Genomic DNA, 20,786 nt, shown 5'->3' with positions numbered 1-20,786 from the left:
CAATCTGAATCCAACCTTGAAGCCATTGAGAACGTACGCCGTGCTAAAGAGTCTAGCTAATGATCTATCACAGCCCTTCATTACCTTCACTGCAGCGTCCTCAGGAGTTGTGAATGAGTATCTAGGTATCATAAGTTCTGCCTCTACAGTGTTAACTTCCGTGTCCGAGTTCATAACTGCACTGTTCAGGGTCAGAGCGTTAATGATGCTGATGTGGGGAAACCTCGTCTCGGGGATGGCTTGGATAGTTATGTCACTCTTACCCTTTACTGGACCCTACATTACCCTGACCTACTGTATCGCGGAACTGGGTCTCGGGATGTCCTTAATGGGATGGAACCTGGTGATGGAGAAGCTTAGCTCCACATCAAGGGGAGAAATTCTAACCCAGTATACGGCATACGCGAACGTTGGAGGGTTAATTGCGACTATTGGGGCTGGGTTATTCGCAGGTTCCTCGACACAGCTCATTAAGGTGCCCTTTATCCTAAGCGGAATAATCACCCTGTCCACCATTCTTGTCCTCAGATACTCTGATGTCGATTATGAGGACCCCGCGAGGAAGTTTCACATACCGCGTGGGATATGGGGCTTCTTTTCCCTGACCACGGTTTTTACCTTCTTCTGGTCCTTTGCCTGGCCTCTCTTTCCCCTGGCCCAGATATACATTTTCCACATGAACTACGTAAACATAGCAATAATCTCCGTCGTCGCGGGCATCTCCTCCCTTGTCATGAGAAGATGGGTGGCTAGGCTAATAACTAGAAACAGGAGAATGGCCATGTTCCTAGGAAGGGCACTCCTCACGGTTTTTCCATTGTCGTACGCCTTAGCTCCAAGCGTTTACTTCATTTATCTTGCTGAGGTGGTCGCAGGGTTCACAAGCATGATAGGCTCCACAGCTTACATAAGTTACTTATACGACAGCTCCAGCAAAGAGGACATGAAGGTAGCGCTAGGGTTTTACTCTGTCCTTCAGGGTTTGGGAGCTCTAGCTGGAGCCGTGTTATCCAGTTTTGTTCTCAACCTTCTCATACCTTTCCTGGGACTAGTTGTGGATATAAAGACACTTCTACTAACCTCGGCCGTTTTAAGGCTGATAACCTCCTTCTGGTACCTTAAGCTCAGGGAAGTTAGATCCTAATTTCGTGATTGGTGGTCTGTCTTATATAAATTCTATAGTTTAATGACAAAAAAATTTAAAAGTCCGTTCTCTTGAATTTTATTAGATACGAATGGGAAAAGTTAAGTGTGTCAACTGTGGAGAGATGAACCCAGACATTCTTACCAACTGTAGGAGATGTGGTGCTACTCTCCCCAATAGGTTTGGCGCTCTTCAGGTGAAGATATGTCCCAAGTGTTCAAGGTCGAATCCAGCTGGAAGATCTACTTGCCTCTACTGTGGTACTCCTCTAGTATAACGGATCAATAATATTAACCCTACAGCTGGCTTAGTTTTTGTGAGTATTTCCGAGACCTTCGTCGAGAAACTTAGAGATTCCCTTGGTTTCGCGCCCTATCCCTACCAGGAAAAGGTCGTGCAGGACGTTCTGGACAACTTGAGGAAGAGCCGTTTCATTGTGGTTTCCATGCCCACGGGATCGGGTAAAACCCTAGTGGAGCTTGCCCTAGCTGACTACCTAAGAGGGAAGGGGATGAAAGTCCTGGTCCTGGAACCCACGAGACTTCTCTGCGATCAAATGTATCATAACTTTTGGGTCAAAGTCTTTGATGATGTGGGGGAAGAGTATGAGGGAAATTGCACCAGTTTCGAGGAAGGAAAGGGCGTGATCGTGTCAACTCCATTCACCTCCTCCAAGTGTATGCCAAAGGTTGATGCGGTCATCGTGGACGAGGTACACCACGCCTTTGGAGATCCGAGGTACATGTCCGGCCTAATTTCCATGAAGCCGAGGATAGTGATAGGCTTCACTGCCCTCCTACCCAGTTCCAAGAGGTATAGCATGGACTCGAGGTTCGTGGAGGCCTTTGGGGTGCCCTCTCTTCTGGCCTATGACTTCAAGAAGCTCTCCGAAATAGATCCTTCCTTTACCTTACCCAAGGCGATCGCGGATGTTTTTGATGCGGAGATGGACGGTGTTGAGAACGTGGCGTACGATGCCCTCCTCAAGGGGAAGATTCCAGGGGACGAGAGGACGTTAAGCTTTCTAAGGTTTACCCTGTATAGTCACGGAAAGACGGCCTTCTGCGAAAGTCTGGAAAACGTGAGAGATAAGGTTTCAGATAACGTTACGTTGAGGACTCTCTGCAGTTCAGAGGGTATGGGACATAAGGCTCGAAGTCTTAAGGAGATACTCGAGGCCTACGACGTCGAGGAACATCGGCCGGTCTTGATTTTCACTGCGAGGCGTTCCACGGCCCACGAGTTTGAGGTAATACTCCATAACATGGGGGTGAACCGAGTTAAGACTTTAACCGGGGAGTTAAACAAGGAGGAACGCCTTCAGATAGTTAATGAGGCTAAGAGCGGTAATGTGGACGTGATCATCTCTACGCACGTGGGTGAGGAGGGGATTGATATCCCCGAGGCTAGGCTCCTCATAATGACAGATGTACCTAAGAGTCCACTCAGGTTCTATCAGAGACTCGGCAGACTAATAAGGAAGAGCGAATCCAAGGGCGTAAAGTATCTGGTCGTGACCTTAACTCCCAAGACTCCCGAGTACGATGATCTGGATGAGGCTTTGCGATCGCTTCACAGGGAGGGTGTTGACGTGAGTTACATTGTGGAGAGGAAGTCGGGGAAGGGATCCACATCTAGAATACTGGATCAGGTTAAGGAGAAGGGAGGGGAGGTTCCCCTCATGAAGCTACTGGAGATGGAATATGACCTGAAGGACTACATAATGGTAAGAGGAAAGTCCAACGTCACTCAGTTCCTTAACGCCAAGGAACAGGATATTCCATATTCTGACTTCGTCGATAGGGCAATCATGGATGGAGATCTCATGTACTACTATGACGTAGAGGGAATGGGAGACCTGTTTGCCAAGATATTGCTCTCCAAGTATTGCCAACTATGTTATGGTTCCCAGTGCCAGGGTTTATGTGATCTGGACATCATGGTACTTGGGAGAAGCAAACAGTATAAGCTCACTAGAAAGGACCTTTTGAGGTACTTCATGGTGTTGTTCCCACCTGACAAGCTGACGGATGTGGAGAAAAGAATGGAAATCACTTTCGAGAACCCAGGTTTCGGTATTTCCCTTCAGAGCAACGTAAATGAGAAGAACAGTTCCATCAGCTTCAACGTTCAGTTAAACGCGTCAATAAACGGTATCACTGTCTATCCTAAGATCACCCTGGCGTATTATGGAGTAAAGAAAGAGGTTAAGGACTTCCTAAAAAAGAATGTCTTAGCTATATGCAATACTGCAGGCAAAATCTATTTCTCTTATTTCACTTCCCGACCTGTTCCTTGAGCTCCTGGAAGGCTTTCTTTACCTCCTCCACAGAGGCCTCATCCTCTAGCGTGGTGACGTCGCCCACGGGAGAGTTAGTTGCAACCGCCTTGATTACCCTCCTCATGATCTTTCCGCTTCTGGTCTTGGGTAGCTTCGAGACGAAGTGGATTTCCCTGAACACCGCTATGGGACCGAAGTTTTCTCTCACGAACTTCACAATCTCCTCCCTTAGCTTAGCGCTAGGCTCCACTCCAGATCTGAGGATGACGAAGGCCTCAGCCACCTCTCCCCTGACAGGATCTGGAACACCAACTACTGCTGCTTCGGCTATCGCTGGATGTTGCACGAGGGCCGACTCCAGCTCATACGTTCCAATCCTGTGTCCGGCAATCTTCATTACCTCGTCGGCTCTCCCCAGTATCCAGAAGTAACCATCCCTATCCTTGATCGCGTAATCTCCGGCGTAGAAAACGTTGGGAAACTTGTTCCAGTATACCTTAACGTACCTTTCTGGATCCTTGTTGATAGTGAGTGGCATGCCAGGCCACGGCTTGGTAATCACTAGGTAACCCTTCTGCTCCTCTGGCATGGGTTTTCCTTCCTCGTCAAATACGTTAGTCTCTATGCCAAGAAGAGGAGGACCATTGGTTCCAGGTTTCATGGGCACTAGGTATCCACCAGGCATGTGTGATATCATTATTCCACCAGTTTCAGTCATCCACCAAGTGCTACCAAAGGGAACTTGTCCTCTCCCCACTAGTTTGTGGAACCATCTCCACGCCTCAGGGTTAATTGGCTCTCCCACTGAGTGCATTAGCCTTACGCTGCTAACGTCGTGCTTCTTTATCCATTGCTCTCCCTGCTTCATGAACGTCCTTATCGCCGTGGGTGAAGTGTAAAGTATTGAGACCTGATGTCTCTCTATGATCGAGACCCACCTGTCAGGTTCAGGGAAGTCCAAGGCTCCCTCGTACATGACCTCAGTCGCTCCTTCCTGAAGGGGCCCGAACACGATGTAGGAGTGACCAGTTACCCATCCTATGTCTGCGGTGCACCAAAAAACGTCTGTATCCCTAATGTCAAACACAAGTTTCATGGTGTTATGAAGGAGAGTCATGTATCCGCCTGTGTCGTGAATTATGCCCTTAGGCTTCCCCGTGGTGCCAGAGGTGTAAAGAATGTAAAGAGGATCCTCACTTTTCACCCTCTCCGGCTCCACGTAGGCCTTAATCGGAACCTTACTCATCACGTCGTGTAAGTAGGCATCTCTTCCGGGTTTCATGCTAATCTCTGTTCCGGTTCTCCTGACCACCAACACGTTCTTCACTGTGGTGGCTGTCTCAAGCGCCTTATCCACGATCTCCTTGAGGGGTATCACTTTCCCCCTTCTCCAACCACCATCAGCTGTGATAAGCAACTTGGTGTCGGCATCGTTCATCCTATCAGCTACCGCCTGTGCACTGAATCCCGAGAAGACTACAGTGAAAGCTACGCCTAGTCTGGCGGCAGCAAGCATGAATATTGGAAGCTCTGGAATCATGGGAAGGTAAATCCCTATGGTATCGCCCTTCTTTAGGCCGTAAACTTCCTTGAGGAGATAGGCTGCCCTATTTACCTCACGGTATAGGTCAAGGTACGTCAATTTCCTGACTTCCTTGGGACCGTTTTCCCACGGCTCTCCCTCCCAGATTATAGCTACCTTATTTCTCCTCCATGAGTTGGCGTGCCTATCCACTGCAAGATAAGACGCGTTCAGCTCTCCTCCAACAAACCACTTATAGAAAGGAGGATGCGAATCGTCAAGCGCCTTTTCCCATGGCTTGAACCAGTCCAGTTCCTTAGCTACGGATTCCCAGTACTCTTGGTAGTTCTCTACGGTCTTCTTGTGAATTCTTAGGTATTCCTCAGGTGTCACTAACCTGTGTTTGAGTAACTCAGGTACAACTTTCTCTTGAAAAGGTAGACCTGATTCATTTTCTGGTTGAGACATACAAATAAAGTTCGAAATTTATATTATAAACTTGTTGCAGTATGGTAGTCTTAGAAAAGATTTAAATTTTATAAAAGACAGGAAAGAGGGAATTCACATGACAGAACAAAAAAGAGCAAACCCCGCACCCCTAGGTCTATCTGGTTTCGCCTTAACCACCCTTGTTTTAAGTACATATAATGCAGGGCTACTTTCGAGCGGCGTTAATGCCGTTCTTGGGCTTGCAGCTTTTTACGGAGGATTAGCCCAGCTCCTTGCAGGGATACTGGAGTGGAGAGCAGGGAATACGTTCGGTTATGTGGCCTTCTTTACATACGGAGCTTTCTGGGAGTGGTTCTTCCTTACCTCGTTGGGAATTTACGGAGGAGTTACTGCAGTGGGTATAGGATATGTACTGGTAGCATTTGGCATATTCACCTTTGTAATGTGGTTAGGAACCTTCAAATCGAACATGGGATTATTTGCGACTTTCCTGTTGTTATGGATAACTTTCTTCCTCCTAGGAATAGGCGCCATGACAGGGAACGAGGGGGCATTTCATGCTGGAGGATATGTAGGTATTTTGACGGCCATTGCTGCGTGGTACACGGGATTGGCTCAGGTTGTGGCTGAGGCACTGGGCGCTAAAGCTCCTCTGGGAAGGGCCCCAATGTCTTGATGATCTATGGGGTTTAGTTAAGATATAAGATTTTTTCCATCTCTTCTGACTGAAAATGGGAAACGTTCCTTTCTGTACGCAGAGTCCCAGAACATGTATTCATAAATCGACGCAAGTCTGAAATTCTCCATCATTTGCTTTTCTGTCCTCGCATCCACATCAAGCTTATCAAGTTGGCTAATAGCCCACGTAACTCCCTTCTCATACTCTTCGCCCCCATACGTATTTATCCATCTCCTGTACTCCTCCACGGGAGATCCCAGCTTCACCAGCGACTTGCCCACATGCATGTATATCCAGTAGCACGGTAGGACTGCAGCTAGAACTTCAGGAAAAGGGGAGGAGTAGCCAACACTTAGAAGGAAAGAGGTGTATGCCCTGTTCACGGGAGACATTTCCTGGGCCTCTAGGTCTATGCCCCACTTTCTAAGAAAGGATGAGTGAAGTCCCTCCTCAACCCTTATGGAATCGAGGACGTGAGTGAGGAAATTAACCCTCTGCTCGTTGTTCTCAGCCTTCACGGAGGCCATGAGCAACACTTTCCCAAACTCTTTGAGGTATAGGGCATCCTGAACTATGTAGTGTTGGAAGCTCTCCATGGGGAGGGACCCGTCAACAAGCCCTCTAATGAAGGGATGTTCCTCAATCTCCTGGATTACGTCGTGAATTGAGGCCCAAAACTTTTCGTGTCTAGCCATGGCTGATACTAGATTACCCAGTTAATAAGTAATTTATCGTTGGTAGAGAGTATGTGACAAGGTCACCTGTCGAGGCGTCACTGGAAGCTCAATAATTACCTAACCTGCTCCCTCACAGCCTGGCAACTGGAGTAATGCAATAACTCACGTATCCACCCACAGAGGAATACAATGAATGTTTATTTACTTAGATAATGAAATTGCAATATGTTATACCTAGTTTGGTTTAAGATTCGTCAGCCCGAATCTCTCACTCAGAGGCATCTAATGCAGATCTGGCAAAGGGAGGCAGAGGCAGCCCTACCTGGGGTGAAGCAAGGTGTGATCAAGGGGTTATGGAAGGTGTCAGGAAAAAGAGAAGTTGTCGCGGTCCTTGACGTGAATACACACGAGCAACTGGACGAAATTCTGGAGAATCTTCCCATCATGAAGGAGATGGGGTACGGAGTCGAGATAGAGGTTTACCCGATTCATCCCTATGAGAACTTCTACGAACTCATAAAGAAGTTGGCGACTTAACGTGGAGGCTTACGTCTTCTGGCATAGAAGGGATCCGCGAGTGGAAAGGGAGGAGTACGAGAAGTACTTGGTTAGGTTCCACGAGAGCTTTCATCGGGTCAAGGTTCACGGGTTTCTCTTCTCTACTAGCTATAGGGTCTCTGGAGTTACATGGATGCCTCCTGGTGATGTGTATGAAGATTGGTACTTCATTGAGGATTCTGGAGCCCTAGACAGGTTAATAGAGGCGGTTGAGAGGGATACTCGCTCCGTCCATGATGAGGTGGCTTCCCTCTCCTTGGAGGGAAAGGGAACCCTCCTCGCACTGAAGGCAGGTCAATTCATCAAACAGAGACGAGATGTTGTAACCTGGTTTCCTAAGCCACGTGGAGTCCCGTATGAGAAGTTTTATGCCTCTTTGCAAGTTAAGGGATCCCTTTGGAGAAGGTTGCTAGCGCTGGGTCCATCTCCCGAATTCTGCATGGTGAATCTAGAGGGGATTGCAATGCCGTCCTCGATTCACGTTGAAAGGGAAATGGTATTTCCAATTCCCTAAACGCTTGCATCGTGGAATCTTTATAACGCGTTTCACGGAAACCATTTATGGCAAAGTGGTTTGAAAGGAGCGAGAAGGAAAGAGAGGTTGCTATTCTCTTGATGGAAAGGGGTTATTTTCCTGAGGCGTGTTTTCATTCGCATATGGCTGTGGAGCTGAAACTCAAGGGATACATTCTTCAACGTACGGGTTCAGTTATGTACACTCATTCCCTGAAAAGATTACTCCAGGAAATCGCGAAATTAAACGAGGTTAAAGTGAGCGAGGAATTGCTGGATTGTGCAAACTTTCTCTCAATGTTGTATACCGGATCCAGATACCCGGAAGAGAGTCTGGTGGACCTAGACAGACAGGAGGGTGAGAGATGTGTCAAATGCATGGAAAGACTACTCAATAGCGTCTGATTTGCTAGAGATATACGCAAGGGAGAGGGAAGAGGTCAGGGAATACGTCTCTTCCCTATGCACAAGGGGATACACAGTGATTCTTTTCGGCTCAAGAGCCCGTGGTGACCACAAGATCTACAGCGACTGGGACCTTCTTGTTGTGGGAAAAGACAGACCTACCACTCCACCAGGGCAGATCGATCTGCACTTCGTTGATGCGGAGTCGGTTGAAAGAGAAATCCAGGAATTTAACACGGTGGTGATAGATGCGTTTTATGAGGGAGTGGTTCAGTGCGACAACCTCTCGATATTTACGCGGTATCGGGAAATGGTGCTAAGAAGGATCAATGGGTTGAGGAAGACTAGGGATGGATGGATAAGGACTTCTACTCAGTAATATCACCTCTACAGTGTATGTGATTCCATCTATCGCGTGGATCCCACATCTCTGTCAAGCTTGGGGGATCCAATCACCCTATTGATCATTTTTAATATCAATAATTTAGTAATGTTTATGTTATTTAAGCTTAATTGAAAGAAATCTTTTTAAAACGTACAGGTTTCATAAATCAATGAAAAGAGAGACCTTCCTAGCAATTGGTTTCATTGTGATGTGCTTCAACTCCTTATATCAGTATTCATGGAATGCTCTGGAGCCTCTCCTGAGGACAGGCTTCTCTGTTTCCGTGGTGCAGATAGCCCTTGGCTTCACCCTATTCAGTGTGTTCTCCTCCTTCTTCCAGCCCCTGGGAGGTCATTTCGCTGATAGGGATGGTCCTAGGAACGTGGGCATCGTGGCATCGGTCCTGGCCTCACTGGGGTTTCTTGGAACTTACCTCTCGCCTAACATTCTCTACTTCTACGTATTCTGGTCCCTTGGAAGTATTGGTGAGGGAATACTTTACGGGATAGCAGCAAACCTCGCCATGAAATGGTTTATCGACAGAATGGGTTTTGCCACGGGTATCGTATCCATGGGATTTGGACTAGGCTCGGTGGTGGCTAACCCCCTAATACTTCACGTGGATAATTACAAGATAGTCACGCTAACAATAGGTCTCTCTGAACTCGTAGTGGTCACGGTCCTGATGTCCCTTATTAGTTATCCCGCATCAAGTAAAGGAAGACCACCAGGGCAGGTGATCTTCACTACCAAGTTCTGGCTAATCTACGTCTCCTTCGTGGGCGCAGTTATTCCACTGACTGCCATCTCCTCTCAACTTGCTGTTCTAGGTAAAAACCTCTCACAGGAGGAACTTACGATCCTTATCTCGATTTTTCCCTTACTCAGTGGTGGGATGAGGCCAATCATGGGAAGGATAGCTGACAAAGTTGGAATAGTGAGGACTACCCTTATACTTAACGCGATCCTGCTGGTGGGCTCCTTGACTCTCCTGGTCGGCCAATTGATCCCAACGACGGTTCTGGTGGGATTTGCTGGCGGGTCCATGATCACCTTGTACTTTAACGTTGCAGGAGAGATCTTTGGTACTAGGTTCTCCACGGTTAATAGCGGTATCCTGTATACGGGAAAGGCACTTGGTGGGGTTCTGGGCAGTTTCGTTTTCGCCTATCTTTATACGTTAAACGTGACCACATCTGAGATTTATTTAGTTCTCGGAAGCCTTGTGGGGGTGCTTGCCTTGATTCCTGTTATTCCTAGGATTAGAACTGGTCAAAGGGTGATGGGTCAGCACGGCAATCAGGGAAACATGAAGTGACTAAACCTCAACTATCCTCTTCAGAATATCCTCTGGTATCTCCACCGACTTCCAGACCTTTGGATTTATTGCTACCTGGGTTACGTAACCCTCTGTGGTGACCGTGCCCTTGACCAAAATCTTCAAATCAAATCTGATAACCTTCTTGGACACAACCTGGGGAGAGATGATCACGGTCAACTCGTCTCCCAATCTTACCGGCCTCCTGTAAACGGCGTGAGTCTCTACCATAACAAACCACAACTCGTCACTCACGTTAGGGTAGGGAATCCCGGCCTTATCCTTCATGTATTTCTCAATAGTATTGGTGAAGAAGCGATAGTAAGACGCGTAGTGTGCAATGTCTTGGGCATCCGTGTCGTATATTCTCACAGTGTCTTCAAACACGAATTCGTGGGTCATAATCAGTAAGAATCCGGTGTCATAATAAGCTTCTTTTCCTATCATATGTTGATTAGGATTATGTAGGTAGAGAATTCGTGGCAATAGTAGACTCAGTTTCATAGCGCCATAGAATTACAATTTCATGATACGGATGTCCTGTTGGGTTTATTATATATTAGAAGGACAAAATTACATTTTCTCTGCTCTCTGATTCGTTGACTACTATTTTGGCAAGTTCCGCCAATTGACTTAGTCTGGGCATCCCATTTATGGGGCCATTATATTCAAAAAGATCATCAATAAATGGAATTAGAATTCCAATATGCGTATTTATTCTGTTCATTAATTCGATAATCCTTTTCTCAAGTGCCTGCTTTCTAGACGAAGGTATCATGTTAGTAACTAGAGCAAAGGGCACGCATGGATCATTGTTTTTCCGTAAATAAGTTGAATAGACCAAGGTTTCATTTAAATCAAAATCGCTTGAATCTGTAACTAGAATACTGTAACATATATCATTACGAACATTTGTATAAATTTCCCTTTCTAAACGGCTCTCCTCATCCATGGAACTGGACAATGGAAAGTTATCAATTATACTGTAATCATGGGGAATTGAAATCGCGGAAAGATATGCCTTCTGAAACTGGGTAAGAAAAGTTGAGTTGCTGCGGATTTTAGAAACGTCAAGTTTCGTTCTTGGGCCATCTCCTGCAAGCTTGATTATTCGAATATTTTCAATGTCTCGGTAGGACTCTACCCTATTCAACGTTCCATCGACGATGGACGAAAAAAATCCCCGGCTCTCTTATTCCTGCGAGAAACGATGTATAGCCGGATAGGTCCATGTCCACTAAGATAAGTCTCTTCCCTAGCCTATTTAATTCTATGGAAAGTAATATAGAGATTGTAGATTTTCCAACTCCACCCTTTATACTCATAACTGAAAATCTCATATTATATTGGAGGAGAAGATTAAATATAAAAATCTTGTTGGACGCATTCATAGTTACATAACAATAATATAAACAATGAATTTATCTTTAATCGCTCCTAAATAGGTTGAATGTCAAAGCCATGGAATCTATACACTTTATTGATTATCTCTTTGTCAAAAATGAAGTCATGATACTGGTTTCAGGTTGCGGAGTCAGGTATGAAAGGCATGTCATGAAGTCTATTCCAGAAAGGAAGTCTATTCCAGAAAGGAAGTCTATTCCAGAAAGGATGAATCTCTTTACATCATTACTTCAACGTCATCTAAATCATTTTTCCTATTCGAGACAGATAATATTATTCATGTACGTTCAAAGTTTTTAAGGCTTTATATTATTAATATATATTCGATGAGTAAACAGGTCAGGTTCTCCATCTTTAGCTTCAAAGGAGGTGTGGGGAAATCAACTATTGCGTATTTCCTAGCAAGGAACCTGTCGGAGAAGTATCGCGTACTCCTTGTTGATAGAGACTATACAAATACTATAGGTAAGATTTTTGGGCTAGAGACCGGTCTAATCAACGTTATTTCTGACGGAGCTGAAGGTAGGTTCATAACAGATGAGGGTAATCTGAGGGTCTTATCTCTGGTCTCCTATTTTCCCTCATCTCTTCCATCCGTCAAAGAGTTAGCAGGGGTTTACTCTGAGATATTAAAGGGAATGGAGGTTGTCATAACGGATAATCCTCCTGGGATAGATGATATCGCAGGGCTAGAGTTTAAGGGATACTATGAGGCAGTAGGTGAAGTTCACTGTAATGGTTTCTACGTAACTGCTCCTGGGATAGCTTTGGACCTAACTCTCAATCATTTAGGTGACATAGGGAGAACCATGAGGAATCTTGTTCCTCGGATTACCTATTTCCGTACTGCGGCACTGATAATCAACATGATACGAGGAAATATATCAGAAGTCCTTGACAATATAAGACTTAGAGTTCCAGGGGTTAGGGTTGTGGGAATACCATTCTATAGGGATCTTCTGTTTCAAGGATTTAATAGAATATCGACTATTCCGGATATGAGCGAGTTAATATCCGTGGTTGAGGAGATAGTGACGGGGGGGGGGGGGTGATTGAGAATTTATTATTTGTCCATAGTGTATACCCATTTGTCGTAGTGCCTGAACTAAAGCTGATACGTTCTGTTTCAAATATATAATCGGAGGATCGTTGAGGGAGAGCTCGACTCATTCTATGACGTCCTTTGTAGTGATATCTTTAAGAACATGGTTAGCCAAAATTTCAACTTGTTTTATTCTAGGCATATCATCAATTTGACCGGAAAACTGGAAAAGATCGTCAGAAAAAGGTAATATATATGCGCCTAAAAATTTCCCTCGTTTTACCTCCGTGACGAGGTTCGGTAATTCAACTCTATAATTCCATCCTGGTGGGGCCATGTTAATTACTAAGAATTGCCCTACAACGTTTGCCAGAGGTATCTCTCTACTTCCCAAGTTCAATGCTTCGATATATTTCAATGTGTTCTCAAAGTGATGTGTAGTGATATCCGAAACCATGACTCGTAGTGATCGGGTACCTGGATATAGTGAAAGATAAGAAGTTGTCTCCAACATGTTGCCGATTTCGTTAGGGAGCGATAATGCTGGATTATCAAGAATCATGTATGAATGCTCTATAGACTTTAACATCAAGGTGTAACTTTCGGTTAATTCGCGGGTCAGTTTCTCGTCGCTTTTTATGATATTCAGATCAGATTCTAGTCTAGGTCCATCACCGTAAAATTTTATGATGTGAACTTGACCCTTTCCCATTTTGATATGGGTATGACATTCACAACTTTCTCCATCAACTACACTTGCTATCATTCCTTTGCTTTCAATTCCTACAAGTGAGGATATAAATCCTAACTGATCCCTGTCTAGAATTATTACTTTTTCTCCCCTTAAGGCTAGTTCTTTGGCCAATAGAACGGAAATTGTTGATTTTCCTATACCTCCCTTAACGCTCAGTACTGGGATTCTCATTGCTAATCTCTTCTACTCTCAGTTTCAATATTTATTTTTCCTTATAGACTACTTAGCTCTTTTGGGGAATTTTATCAGAATCTTCATGTTCCTGATCCTCTGACTCGTCATCGTCTGGCAATTTCCCTGCTCCTACTAATAACACTCCTATGACAAGAAAGAAATAAGTAAAGTCTCCCATGGTATTGGATAAGTCTTGATCACTCATAAAGAAAATAGCAGATAGAAGAAGGAGAATGATAGATGAGGCAACGAAGGCCCTTCCTAAATAAGTTAACTCGTATCTAATCATGAGACGATCCTCTCCTAAACAGGAGATAGAAGGATAAAACAAGAACAGAACTTAGCAAAAGAACCTCATAGGTATAGTTTGTCTGTTTTTGAAAAGGCAAAATAATGGGTAAAGTCTTTCCTGGTCCTATGGGTATGGTGGAGCCGTTTAGGGTAAAATTTTGATTAGCTGAAATATAGGAGAGAACGAGGCCGTTGTATTGATCCACATATAACGTGTAGCCTGGAACAGATACCCTATCCACTGGAACATTGAATATCTCCCCAGAAGGCTGTCCACTACCATTATAGATCACAAGGAATAGGGGCATACCCGTTGTGTAATTTAAAATAACACCATTAGGTTGGATGTTTGTAGCGTTTACCGTTATTGATCCATTGGAAACTGCGACTATTTTTATCAACAGGAAGTATGCTAGATGGCCAGATGTGCTAACAGCATAAAGTAATGTCTGATTAATTAAATCCATGATTGTGTTTATAGGTATCAACAATATTAAGAATCTCCAGAAATTTCGATCGCTTGGCTATATTCAGCGCACATAAACTCCTTTTCCAATTGATTATATTTAAATTTTTATGATCGAGAATAGTGAATTACATGAATATGTTTAAATATTACGGTAAAGTAATATACTAACCCTCATAAATGATTTTAGCGTAACATCGTTTGAAAACTTAACGTGATTATTCCCGGAAAACGACCTTAATATTTTATATTCCTCATTTTCTTTAATATAGAAGATAATGGGGACTAACGACCTTATGGATATATTGAGGGAGCTGGACGAAAGTATTGATTTTGCTAAGGGCGAGATTCAATGGAAAATAATGCTCTTCTTGTCAGAGAAGGGAGCATCCTCAATATCAGAAATATCAAAGGGTATAGGCGTTAACAAGAAGGCTTCGATAGACTCCATTAGGAAGCTTATCGCTAAAGGCCTCGTTGAAAGAGTTAAATATGATATATATGACCTGTCAGCCACAGGCAGGAGTTTACTTGAGAAGCTTTCCACGCTATCATATTTAAGGGAACCTCTTAACGGTTCCAACGGTAATCCTAAGGATATTAGCTCATACTCAAATTTTGTTCAGGACCGGAACACTATAGATGGAGAAATGGATATAATGCATAACCTGAATCATTACTACTATTTTGTAGAAATTGGTAAAGCTGCAATGATAAACGATGGTAAAGTCCCCGTTACCGCACTTTCCAAAGAACTGGGCGTCTCTAAAAGAACTATCATAAATTACTTAGAAGTGTTATCTGTGCGCTATAAATTCTTTAAGAGAATAAATAGAAAAAGTGTCTCAGGTTTAAAGGTAGAATGGCTGATTACAGACGAGGGAAAGAAAGTTCTGGGAAAGATTCCCGGCATTCACAAAATGAGAAACAATATTTTCCTTAAATTCATTTTGCGCTCCACTCTCAGTACTAGGCTGGATTACGCTATTTTTAAACTTTTAATAATATTTGCTATAATATCTCCAATTATTTTCTATTTCTACAAAAGCCCCATAGACCATATAGCTGCTACCATATGGCTCTATTTTCTAGTATTTTACACTCTTTCTAGTATAATGGCATTTCTTGGAACAAGGAAATGAGGATAGGTAGTCGAAACTACTAAGTCCTTTTATAAAAATAAGACGGTATTATTATATCATGATTCGTATTGCTGTTGTGAGTCCTAAGGGAGGAGTAGGTAAATCTACTATTGCTTACTATCTATCTAAATTGCTTAGTAATAAATATAAAGTTGTACTTATAGATCGCGATTTAACAGCAACTATAAGTTCTATTTTCGGAATAAAAATTGGGTTATTCAATTATTTGGCAGATGATATAAGTGGCGAATTTGTTTACGAAGATCGTAACCTCAAGGTTGTATCGCTGGCTAGATTTCAACCTAGTAATATTCCATCTCTGGAGAAATTTTATCCCATCTATGGTAATATCTTGAAGGGTGCAGATATCGTAATAACTGATAATTCGCCTGGCGGGATAGGCGAGATAGAACTAATGGAGTATAAGGCCTATTATAAGACCGTGGAGGGATCGGACTCTTATTTCATCCCTGTCACTACTCCAGCCCTTCAACTAGACCGAGCTTTGGCCTTTGTAGAGGAATATAGAAAAATACTTAAGCAGATGATTCCAAAAATAATATCTCTCGAGATACTGGCTCTTGTGGCTAATATGGTGAAAAACCAGGATATAGAAGTTCCTGGAATAAGGGTTATCAAAGTACCTTTCTACAGGGACCTACTATATAATGGCTTTCAGAATTGTGAACCACCAAAGGAATTGTACGAATTAGTTGAAATAGTGGAGAATATAATGTGAGATCTTAATTTAAGCTTGAGATCTTATTTATCCTCGGTTTACATAATTTTGTGACAGCTTCCTCTATTCCCTCATAAACCTCCATTGATTTTACAGTTCCGTTGATCTTAATCACACATTTATCTCTGCTTACCATGGCCGTATTATCCTTCATTTTAGAAGGGAAGTAAAGATATAGCTCAAGGTCTTCAGTGAAGGAGATGATCCCTTCGCAGGAGATACCATATGCATGTTTTATGTATGCATTAAGGCTTTCTTGATCAACTATTTCATGGCTCTTAGTTACAAAATATTGTATAAATAATAATGGTAAAGCCAATAGTACTAGTAGAATATCGTTAAAATAGAACGCAGCAGCTGTCATGATTGAGAAGACTATCGTAGGCAGTATTACAACTATTCTCATATAAGAAGGTTGGTTTCATACAATTTAAAAACTCTTTGCTAACAACCCTCTTGAGGAAATGATAGAAAGTCATAAAATATTTTCGCGAATATCATTAGTATAGAATGTTACAATTTTTCTTAGAGCTACTGTGTAGGGATATTCCGTAGGTACTTTTTCTATGAACATGGAGAGTAACGACTCAGTGACCCTTACTCCAATTATGGAGTTTGAATTTATGGTTACCGGATATTGAAGAATGAGGATTCTCCTCTGCTCATCTTCAGCAAGAAATTTCATTATCATGTTCAATATTAGTTTTGTTTTAGTAACATTGAGCTTTGCAGATAATTCCTCTAGTCGTTTGTTGGTCTCCCTATCGATCCTGAATGTAATGATTCTGTGAAGGTCCTCATCTAGAATTATCGTCTTTTTGTTCCCCTCAATAAACTCTTTTATTTCCATTATTATCACCTAATATCTTGGTCAGGTCCAAAATATACAAAATATCTCTTATGGAGGCTAGAATAGATGGATATTCACATGATTCTGCTGAGATTCCTTTAAGAAATAGTTCCTTAATGAAGGGTATTTTTACAAAAGGAATATCGTTCTGAAGCTCCTGAACCTCCTCCTTAGTCATGTTTAAAACCACGAGCTTCTGTGAAGGTGCTATGGGGTAAATCGTCTTAAAGGATAGTAAGGTATCAATGGTTCTCTTTAGTGAAATAGATTGGGGCGTAGTAACCAAGATAAGATCTAATTCGCTTTGGGGGCTCAATTTGGCTTCAAGGCTAAGGACTGGATTAGTGATGTTGGAGGAATCTATCATGATAATATCTTTATCTTCTACGAGATCCATATATGCTTTAGGAAATTCCTGCAATTTTCCTTGATTTGCAACACCTAGTGGTATTATGCTAACATTTTTGTAGGTCCAAGAACTAACGTTATAGTCATTATTAAATATGTCATCAAGATGAAGAATTCCCAATAATCTAGTAACTGTCAGGGTATTATCTAGATCAATGAAAAGTACTCTCTTTGTATTTACCAATTCTCTCAGTAGGAGAAAAGATATAAGCGACTTTCCAGTACCTCCCTTTACCCCCGTTATAATGATCTTTCTCATCATATGGTCACCCCATTATACAGATAGGGGAAGCTGTTGAGGGACATGATTAGCGCCCATATCACGAAAAGGACGAGAACCGGAATCCTCAGTTTGGAATTCAACTTGAGTACTCCCAGGGATGCGGGTATGAATAACGGGATGTCGATTATCAAGTTCTGGACCACCCCAAGAACCAAGGTTGCCAGAACAGAGGACGCAAAAATTACGTAAATTAGTCTTGGAGACTTAGTTAGACCATAAACCGAGATGGCGTAGTATAGAAATGCGTTTATTGTTCCCCAACTTAACACAGTTATTTGACTCATGTAGCTATTAACCGAGAAACCTAGTGGGACAGGAAGTATTCCCATAAACATCACCACCAGACCTAGGACCAGTGGAAGTCCTGTAAAAAGTGTGTATCTCCTAAAATGGGCTGGTAATTCGCGTTTCATGAGGTAGTAGGTAATTATAAAGATAACAATTCCTCCCTCTAGCTGGGCCCAAGCATACACGTGGGATAGCAAAGATAGGTAAGAAAATAGTATTGCCCTTCCCGTCTCCTGCCTTAGGAGATAGGCCAGGGACAGATATATCATGGATAATGAGAAGAAATTTGCTTGCAAACCTGAATAAAGGAATGTTAGAAGTGTAGGAGACACTCCAGCTAAGAGAGCTGCTAGGGGACCTAATCCCTCCTTGACCGAATTCCCTAGCTAATAGGCTGAAAAGATGAAAATCAAGGAAAGAACAGGAATTTGCCACTGTGAGACTATATCAGGGCCAATTAATTTTCCGAAGGGATATAGCAGAACCAAGTATAGTGGCCTAGAAAAGAAGAACCATCCTACTGAGGGGGAGGATATCCAACTGGCATAGTATATCCAGTCCACAGTCTCTGATTTTCCAAGAGAATTGATGGCGGTGAGCGGTAAGGTGGTAATTAATAATGTAATGAGTACTGTTAAGGTTATGGGGAATTTCATTGTTTCCGTTATAGTATCTCTCTTTAGCCCGTAGAGTATCCCGAAGATTAGGACCAAAGGAATTAGAATGGGGGTTCCAGCTTGAATTGCCATGATTGGTAGAAGGAGAAAATTTATTTTTATAGACATGAGGGCTAGTAATACATATATTATCCCAAAGGCATCTATTCCAAGGAGAACGTCCCTAGCGAAAGTTGGAATTCCCTTCACGGCTGTCAGCGCTAATCCGAAAATAATTATACTAATTAATTCAGGATGAATCAAATAGCTCAGAAATGAAATTGGAATCGCGTAAATATAGTAACCCTTGTTAAATGCCAAGAAAATAGAAGCAAGAATATTAAGTATAATGGAATACATCGGTAGTTCGTAAACGTTCAGAAATGTTGTTCTACCTAGTGTGATGTCAATCCCTTGGGAGAACACTATTGCCAAGAAGGCCAGACCAGCTGAAAACCACGCGAAATCCCGTTTAACAACTATCATCTAATCACCTTTTTAAGTATCAAAAACAGCTGGAGCGAGAGAACAATCCCAAGAAGGGTTATAATATTGACAGGGAAGAGAACGATATTCCCAGCTAACCCGTGCAGACTGGGGAGGGATTGACTGGTAAGTCCAGGAAAATTTGCGTAAATCAGCGTCATGTTTCCGTTGTTATTTACTTGTTCTAGCAGCACTCCCTTTGTGGAATAGATGTAAATTCCGTTTCTCATTACCTCAAATGCAGGGATAGAGAGGCCTTGGAGATGAAATGAGACAGGGGTCCCGTTTACGGAAGTAACTAGAAGAAAGCTAGGAATAGCAGACGTATAGTTTAGGATAGTGTGGGTAACAGGATTGACTGTACTGATTAATACACTATGATTTGTAAAGTTAAAGATATAGAAAATGTAAATTGGATTGCTAGCATTTGTGAACACTTCGTATCCTAGAAAGTAAGGCATGATAGTCTGTGGTAAAGCGTTTATTTAAAGAGAAGTTGTGGTTTCGACTCTAAGTCGCAATTGGGCATGAAGATGATATTTGTTAAGGATCGAGCATTATTGTTTCAAGTTCTCCGTTGATTTCCTGGATATTAATCTGTGAAGTATGCAGGGATTAAGAAAGCTCTTACGGATCTCATCTTAAAAATATATACACTCTTTTTAAAAATATATACACTCTTTGTTTTATTTCATGATGTCATTACAGTGGCACAATTTTCATGGTTCGTGATTGGATTCCTGATTCTATCTTCATGCGGACTCATTTATGCTGACATGACGACACCATGTTTTATTTCGTGGAAATATTGTTAAAGCTAGATATTATTTAAGATAAAATCTTGAAACTACCTTTTATTGTGTGATCCGCGTCGGTAAAATCATCGACTTTGGGTCGAAATCCTAGGGCATATTTAAAATGATGGTCCGTTGGAGGTTCATCAGAAAGTGAGATCCAAATGGGAAAAATTAGAGGTCTGGTCCAAAAATATAATAAATTGGTAAGGCGAAGAGGGCTAGCTGGATTGGATACAGCAATAATATTAATAGCATTTATAATAACCGCCTCCGTGCTAGCCTTCGTAGCTATAAATATGGGCCTATTCGTTACGCAAAAAGCTAAAACTACTATAAATAAGGGTGAAGAGACGGCTTCTACGGCTCTAACAGTATCTAGTTCGGTGCTTTATGCAGTGAACTATCCAAGTAATACAAAGAGCTACTGGATTTATTTCACAGTAAGTCCGACCTCCGGAGTTTCTAGCGTAGAATTAGATCCTGCCACAACTGGACTTTCATTTATAGCCACAGAGGAGGGCATTACACTTTCTAATATTTACAAATATACACTACTTACTGATACCCATTTAACTCCTGTATCTGCAAGTGGCTATTCTCTGACTCTTGAAAGTAATTTAACTAGCGGAGGTAATACTTACTATTATTTCTCAAGCCCGTATTTAGCATTATTAGCTTTAAATCAATCTCTATCCAAAGTTAGCGGACATTCACCAATTTATATCAATTACACCTCGTTCTCCAGCACCAACCCAGAGCCTTCATGGCTTAAAAATGATAATAATTTTACTTTCACTTTAACTATAGCTGGGCAAAAAGTATTGTACTATGTGTTCATTAATCAAACATTCGCGTTCTCATATCCTGTTGCTGGAGATCCACTAGTTGGAAGTGCCATTGCCCCTGCCGGATCTACAGTAGGCTTCATGATATTATTCGGCCCTAATCTGGGACAGCATGTATTCGAATATCAGACCATCAATATTCAAATAACGCCAAATATCGGTTCGCCACTGACTTTATCCGAATACATATATCAACCTGAAGGCACTGTTACCGCGATTGGATAATAGC

At 42.5% G+C, this 20,786-nt stretch carries 27 protein-coding genes; 13 read left to right on the top strand and 14 right to left on the bottom strand.

Annotated features, from left to right (window positions below):
* Window positions 1-16 precede the first annotated feature (16 nt).
* The 3 genes from MSED_RS06865 to MSED_RS06860 all read left to right on the top strand — a co-directional run bounded on the left by MSED_RS06865 (window position 17) and on the right by MSED_RS06860 (window position 3,443).
* Window positions 17-1,144: an MFS transporter gene (locus MSED_RS06865; RefSeq protein ID WP_012021300.1), complete on the top strand. Its 1,128-nt coding sequence runs from the start codon at window positions 17-19 to the stop codon at window positions 1,142-1,144.
* Between the two features lie 91 nt (window positions 1,145-1,235).
* Entirely contained in the window at window positions 1,236-1,421 is a 186-nt protein-coding gene (locus MSED_RS12015) for a zinc-ribbon domain-containing protein (protein WP_080512769.1), read from the top strand.
* Window positions 1,422-1,460: 39 nt separating this feature from the next.
* Window positions 1,461-3,443 (top strand): DEAD/DEAH box helicase, encoded by a 1,983-nt coding sequence (locus MSED_RS06860; RefSeq protein WP_012021299.1) that lies wholly within the window; start codon window positions 1,461-1,463, stop codon window positions 3,441-3,443.
* On the opposite strand, the gene acs is transcribed toward MSED_RS06860, so the two are convergent.
* Window positions 3,421-5,415 carry an acetate--CoA ligase gene (gene acs, locus MSED_RS06855; RefSeq protein WP_012021298.1) on the bottom strand — a complete coding sequence of 665 codons (1,995 nt, stop codon included), beginning with the start codon at window positions 5,413-5,415 and terminating at the stop codon, window positions 3,421-3,423. The two genes, MSED_RS06860 and acs, sit on opposite strands and share 23 nt — an antisense overlap.
* Before the next feature lie 97 nt (window positions 5,416-5,512).
* Between acs and MSED_RS06850 the strand changes: the two genes are divergently transcribed.
* Window positions 5,513-6,073: an acetate uptake transporter gene (locus tag MSED_RS06850; RefSeq protein WP_012021297.1), complete on the top strand. Its 561-nt coding sequence runs from the start codon at window positions 5,513-5,515 to the stop codon at window positions 6,071-6,073.
* A 17-nt stretch (window positions 6,074-6,090) separates the two neighbouring features.
* Here MSED_RS06850 and tenA read toward each other — a convergent pair whose 3' ends face one another.
* Window positions 6,091-6,771, bottom strand: coding sequence for a thiaminase II (tenA, locus tag MSED_RS06845; RefSeq protein ID WP_012021296.1), 681 nt, complete (start codon window positions 6,769-6,771; stop codon window positions 6,091-6,093).
* 207 nt (window positions 6,772-6,978) lie between these two features.
* Here tenA and MSED_RS06840 point away from each other — a divergent pair, with 207 nt between their 5' ends.
* From MSED_RS06840 to MSED_RS06820, 5 genes are all read left to right on the top strand, one after another.
* Complete coding sequence (locus MSED_RS06840) at window positions 6,979-7,290, top strand: muconolactone Delta-isomerase (protein WP_048060092.1); 312 nt, start codon at window positions 6,979-6,981, stop codon at window positions 7,288-7,290.
* 1 nt (window position 7,291) lies between these two features.
* A complete protein-coding gene (locus tag MSED_RS06835; RefSeq protein WP_048060091.1) occupies window positions 7,292-7,825 on the top strand; it encodes a hypothetical protein in 534 nt (177 codons plus the stop codon).
* Window positions 7,826-7,872: 47 nt separating this feature from the next.
* Complete coding sequence (locus MSED_RS06830) at window positions 7,873-8,229, top strand: HEPN domain-containing protein (protein ID WP_012021293.1); 357 nt, start codon at window positions 7,873-7,875, stop codon at window positions 8,227-8,229.
* A complete protein-coding gene (locus MSED_RS06825; RefSeq protein ID WP_048060090.1) occupies window positions 8,192-8,608 on the top strand; it encodes a nucleotidyltransferase domain-containing protein in 417 nt (138 codons plus the stop codon). Before MSED_RS06830 ends, MSED_RS06825 begins: the two co-directional genes overlap by 38 nt.
* 175 nt (window positions 8,609-8,783) lie before the next feature.
* Window positions 8,784-9,932 carry an OFA family MFS transporter gene (locus MSED_RS06820; protein ID WP_012021291.1) on the top strand — a complete coding sequence of 383 codons (1,149 nt, stop codon included), beginning with the start codon at window positions 8,784-8,786 and terminating at the stop codon, window positions 9,930-9,932.
* Here the strand turns inward: MSED_RS06820 and MSED_RS06815 are convergent, their stop codons facing one another.
* From MSED_RS06815 to MSED_RS12580, 3 genes are all read right to left on the bottom strand, one after another.
* Entirely contained in the window at window positions 9,933-10,334 is a 402-nt protein-coding gene (locus MSED_RS06815; RefSeq protein ID WP_048060089.1) for an acyl-CoA thioesterase, read from the bottom strand.
* 157 nt (window positions 10,335-10,491) lie between these two features.
* Complete coding sequence (locus tag MSED_RS06810; RefSeq protein ID WP_012021289.1) at window positions 10,492-11,085, bottom strand: hypothetical protein; 594 nt, start codon at window positions 11,083-11,085, stop codon at window positions 10,492-10,494.
* On the bottom strand, window positions 11,078-11,257 hold the full coding sequence (locus MSED_RS12580) for a P-loop NTPase (RefSeq protein WP_404802720.1): 180 nt from the start codon (window positions 11,255-11,257) through the stop codon (window positions 11,078-11,080). The genes MSED_RS06810 and MSED_RS12580 overlap by 8 nt, the downstream gene beginning before the upstream one ends.
* A 405-nt stretch (window positions 11,258-11,662) precedes the next feature.
* Between MSED_RS12580 and MSED_RS06800 the strand changes: the two genes are divergently transcribed.
* Window positions 11,663-12,388, top strand: a complete 726-nt coding sequence (locus tag MSED_RS06800) for a ParA family protein (protein ID WP_012021287.1) — start codon at window positions 11,663-11,665, stop codon at window positions 12,386-12,388.
* A gap of 114 nt (window positions 12,389-12,502) precedes the next feature.
* Here MSED_RS06800 and MSED_RS06795 read toward each other — a convergent pair whose 3' ends face one another.
* The 3 genes from MSED_RS06795 to MSED_RS06785 are packed head-to-tail and all read right to left on the bottom strand — an operon-like array spanning window position 12,503 to window position 14,064.
* Window positions 12,503-13,303 carry an AAA family ATPase gene (locus MSED_RS06795; RefSeq protein ID WP_012021286.1) on the bottom strand — a complete coding sequence of 267 codons (801 nt, stop codon included), beginning with the start codon at window positions 13,301-13,303 and terminating at the stop codon, window positions 12,503-12,505.
* Between the two features lie 52 nt (window positions 13,304-13,355).
* Entirely contained in the window at window positions 13,356-13,595 is a 240-nt protein-coding gene (locus MSED_RS06790) for a hypothetical protein (protein WP_012021285.1), read from the bottom strand.
* On the bottom strand, window positions 13,588-14,064 hold the full coding sequence (locus MSED_RS06785) for a hypothetical protein (RefSeq protein WP_144418768.1): 477 nt from the start codon (window positions 14,062-14,064) through the stop codon (window positions 13,588-13,590). Before MSED_RS06785 ends, MSED_RS06790 begins: the two co-directional genes overlap by 8 nt.
* Before the next feature lie 295 nt (window positions 14,065-14,359).
* Here MSED_RS06785 and MSED_RS06780 point away from each other — a divergent pair, with 295 nt between their 5' ends.
* On the top strand, window positions 14,360-15,205 hold the full coding sequence (locus MSED_RS06780) for a MarR family transcriptional regulator (RefSeq protein WP_012021283.1): 846 nt from the start codon (window positions 14,360-14,362) through the stop codon (window positions 15,203-15,205).
* Window positions 15,206-15,263: 58 nt separating this feature from the next.
* Entirely contained in the window at window positions 15,264-15,944 is a 681-nt protein-coding gene (locus MSED_RS06775) for a ParA family protein (RefSeq protein WP_012021282.1), read from the top strand.
* Window positions 15,945-15,948: 4 nt separating this feature from the next.
* Here the strand turns inward: MSED_RS06775 and MSED_RS06770 are convergent, their stop codons facing one another.
* The 6 genes from MSED_RS06770 to MSED_RS06745 form a co-directional block, all read right to left on the bottom strand.
* On the bottom strand, window positions 15,949-16,350 hold the full coding sequence (locus MSED_RS06770) for a hypothetical protein (protein ID WP_012021281.1): 402 nt from the start codon (window positions 16,348-16,350) through the stop codon (window positions 15,949-15,951).
* A 69-nt stretch (window positions 16,351-16,419) separates the two neighbouring features.
* Window positions 16,420-16,794, bottom strand: a complete 375-nt coding sequence (locus MSED_RS06765; protein WP_012021280.1) for a CopG family transcriptional regulator — start codon at window positions 16,792-16,794, stop codon at window positions 16,420-16,422.
* Window positions 16,772-17,464 carry a nucleotide-binding protein gene (locus MSED_RS06760; protein WP_012021279.1) on the bottom strand — a complete coding sequence of 231 codons (693 nt, stop codon included), beginning with the start codon at window positions 17,462-17,464 and terminating at the stop codon, window positions 16,772-16,774. The genes MSED_RS06765 and MSED_RS06760 overlap by 23 nt, the downstream gene beginning before the upstream one ends.
* Window positions 17,461-18,042 carry a hypothetical protein gene (locus MSED_RS06755; protein ID WP_048060087.1) on the bottom strand — a complete coding sequence of 194 codons (582 nt, stop codon included), beginning with the start codon at window positions 18,040-18,042 and terminating at the stop codon, window positions 17,461-17,463. Before MSED_RS06755 ends, MSED_RS06760 begins: the two co-directional genes overlap by 4 nt.
* Window positions 18,043-18,159: 117 nt before the next feature.
* A complete protein-coding gene (locus MSED_RS06750; RefSeq protein ID WP_012021277.1) occupies window positions 18,160-18,915 on the bottom strand; it encodes a hypothetical protein in 756 nt (251 codons plus the stop codon).
* Entirely contained in the window at window positions 18,912-19,376 is a 465-nt protein-coding gene (locus tag MSED_RS06745; protein ID WP_012021276.1) for a hypothetical protein, read from the bottom strand. The genes MSED_RS06750 and MSED_RS06745 overlap by 4 nt, the downstream gene beginning before the upstream one ends.
* Window positions 19,377-19,873: 497 nt before the next feature.
* On the opposite strand from MSED_RS06745, the gene MSED_RS06740 reads away from it, so the two are divergent.
* Window positions 19,874-20,782, top strand: a complete 909-nt coding sequence (locus MSED_RS06740; RefSeq protein WP_012021275.1) for an archaellin/type IV pilin N-terminal domain-containing protein — start codon at window positions 19,874-19,876, stop codon at window positions 20,780-20,782.
* The last annotated feature ends 4 nt before the right edge of the window (window positions 20,783-20,786 follow it).

Origin of the sequence: Metallosphaera sedula DSM 5348, assembly GCF_000016605.1 — an archaeon.
GTDB classification, from domain to species: Archaea; Thermoproteota; Thermoprotei_A; order Sulfolobales; family Sulfolobaceae; genus Metallosphaera; species Metallosphaera sedula.
This window is presented reverse-complemented; position numbering and strand designations above follow the sequence as displayed.

Bases quoted from the DNA above. Each gene is read 5' to 3' on its own strand.
- MSED_RS12015 (WP_080512769.1), top strand. From the start codon at position 1,236: ATGGGAAAAGTTAAGTGTGTCAACTGTGGAGAGATGAACCCAGACATT.
- acs (WP_012021298.1), bottom strand. From the start codon at position 5,415: ATGTCTCAACCAGAAAATGAATCAGGTCTACCTTTTCAAGAGAAAGTT.
- MSED_RS06850 (WP_012021297.1), top strand. From the start codon at position 5,513: ATGACAGAACAAAAAAGAGCAAACCCCGCACCCCTAGGTCTATCTGGT.
- tenA (WP_012021296.1), bottom strand. From the start codon at position 6,771: ATGGCTAGACACGAAAAGTTTTGGGCCTCAATTCACGACGTAATCCAG.
- MSED_RS06840 (WP_048060092.1), top strand. From the start codon at position 6,979: ATGTTATACCTAGTTTGGTTTAAGATTCGTCAGCCCGAATCTCTCACT.
- MSED_RS06830 (WP_012021293.1), top strand. From the start codon at position 7,873: ATGGCAAAGTGGTTTGAAAGGAGCGAGAAGGAAAGAGAGGTTGCTATT.
- MSED_RS06820 (WP_012021291.1), top strand. From the start codon at position 8,784: ATGAAAAGAGAGACCTTCCTAGCAATTGGTTTCATTGTGATGTGCTTC.
- MSED_RS06815 (WP_048060089.1), bottom strand. From the start codon at position 10,334: ATGACCCACGAATTCGTGTTTGAAGACACTGTGAGAATATACGACACG.
- MSED_RS12580 (WP_404802720.1), bottom strand. From the start codon at position 11,257: ATGAGTATAAAGGGTGGAGTTGGAAAATCTACAATCTCTATATTACTT.
- MSED_RS06800 (WP_012021287.1), top strand. From the start codon at position 11,663: ATGAGTAAACAGGTCAGGTTCTCCATCTTTAGCTTCAAAGGAGGTGTG.
- MSED_RS06795 (WP_012021286.1), bottom strand. From the start codon at position 13,303: ATGAGAATCCCAGTACTGAGCGTTAAGGGAGGTATAGGAAAATCAACA.
- MSED_RS06790 (WP_012021285.1), bottom strand. From the start codon at position 13,595: ATGATTAGATACGAGTTAACTTATTTAGGAAGGGCCTTCGTTGCCTCA.
- MSED_RS06785 (WP_144418768.1), bottom strand. From the start codon at position 14,064: ATGGATTTAATTAATCAGACATTACTTTATGCTGTTAGCACATCTGGC.
- MSED_RS06780 (WP_012021283.1), top strand. From the start codon at position 14,360: ATGGATATATTGAGGGAGCTGGACGAAAGTATTGATTTTGCTAAGGGC.
- MSED_RS06775 (WP_012021282.1), top strand. From the start codon at position 15,264: ATGATTCGTATTGCTGTTGTGAGTCCTAAGGGAGGAGTAGGTAAATCT.
- MSED_RS06770 (WP_012021281.1), bottom strand. From the start codon at position 16,350: ATGAGAATAGTTGTAATACTGCCTACGATAGTCTTCTCAATCATGACA.
- MSED_RS06765 (WP_012021280.1), bottom strand. From the start codon at position 16,794: ATGGAAATAAAAGAGTTTATTGAGGGGAACAAAAAGACGATAATTCTA.
- MSED_RS06760 (WP_012021279.1), bottom strand. From the start codon at position 17,464: ATGATGAGAAAGATCATTATAACGGGGGTAAAGGGAGGTACTGGAAAG.
- MSED_RS06755 (WP_048060087.1), bottom strand. From the start codon at position 18,042: ATGATATATCTGTCCCTGGCCTATCTCCTAAGGCAGGAGACGGGAAGG.
- MSED_RS06750 (WP_012021277.1), bottom strand. From the start codon at position 18,915: ATGATAGTTGTTAAACGGGATTTCGCGTGGTTTTCAGCTGGTCTGGCC.
- MSED_RS06745 (WP_012021276.1), bottom strand. From the start codon at position 19,376: ATGCCTTACTTTCTAGGATACGAAGTGTTCACAAATGCTAGCAATCCA.
- MSED_RS06740 (WP_012021275.1), top strand. From the start codon at position 19,874: ATGGGAAAAATTAGAGGTCTGGTCCAAAAATATAATAAATTGGTAAGG.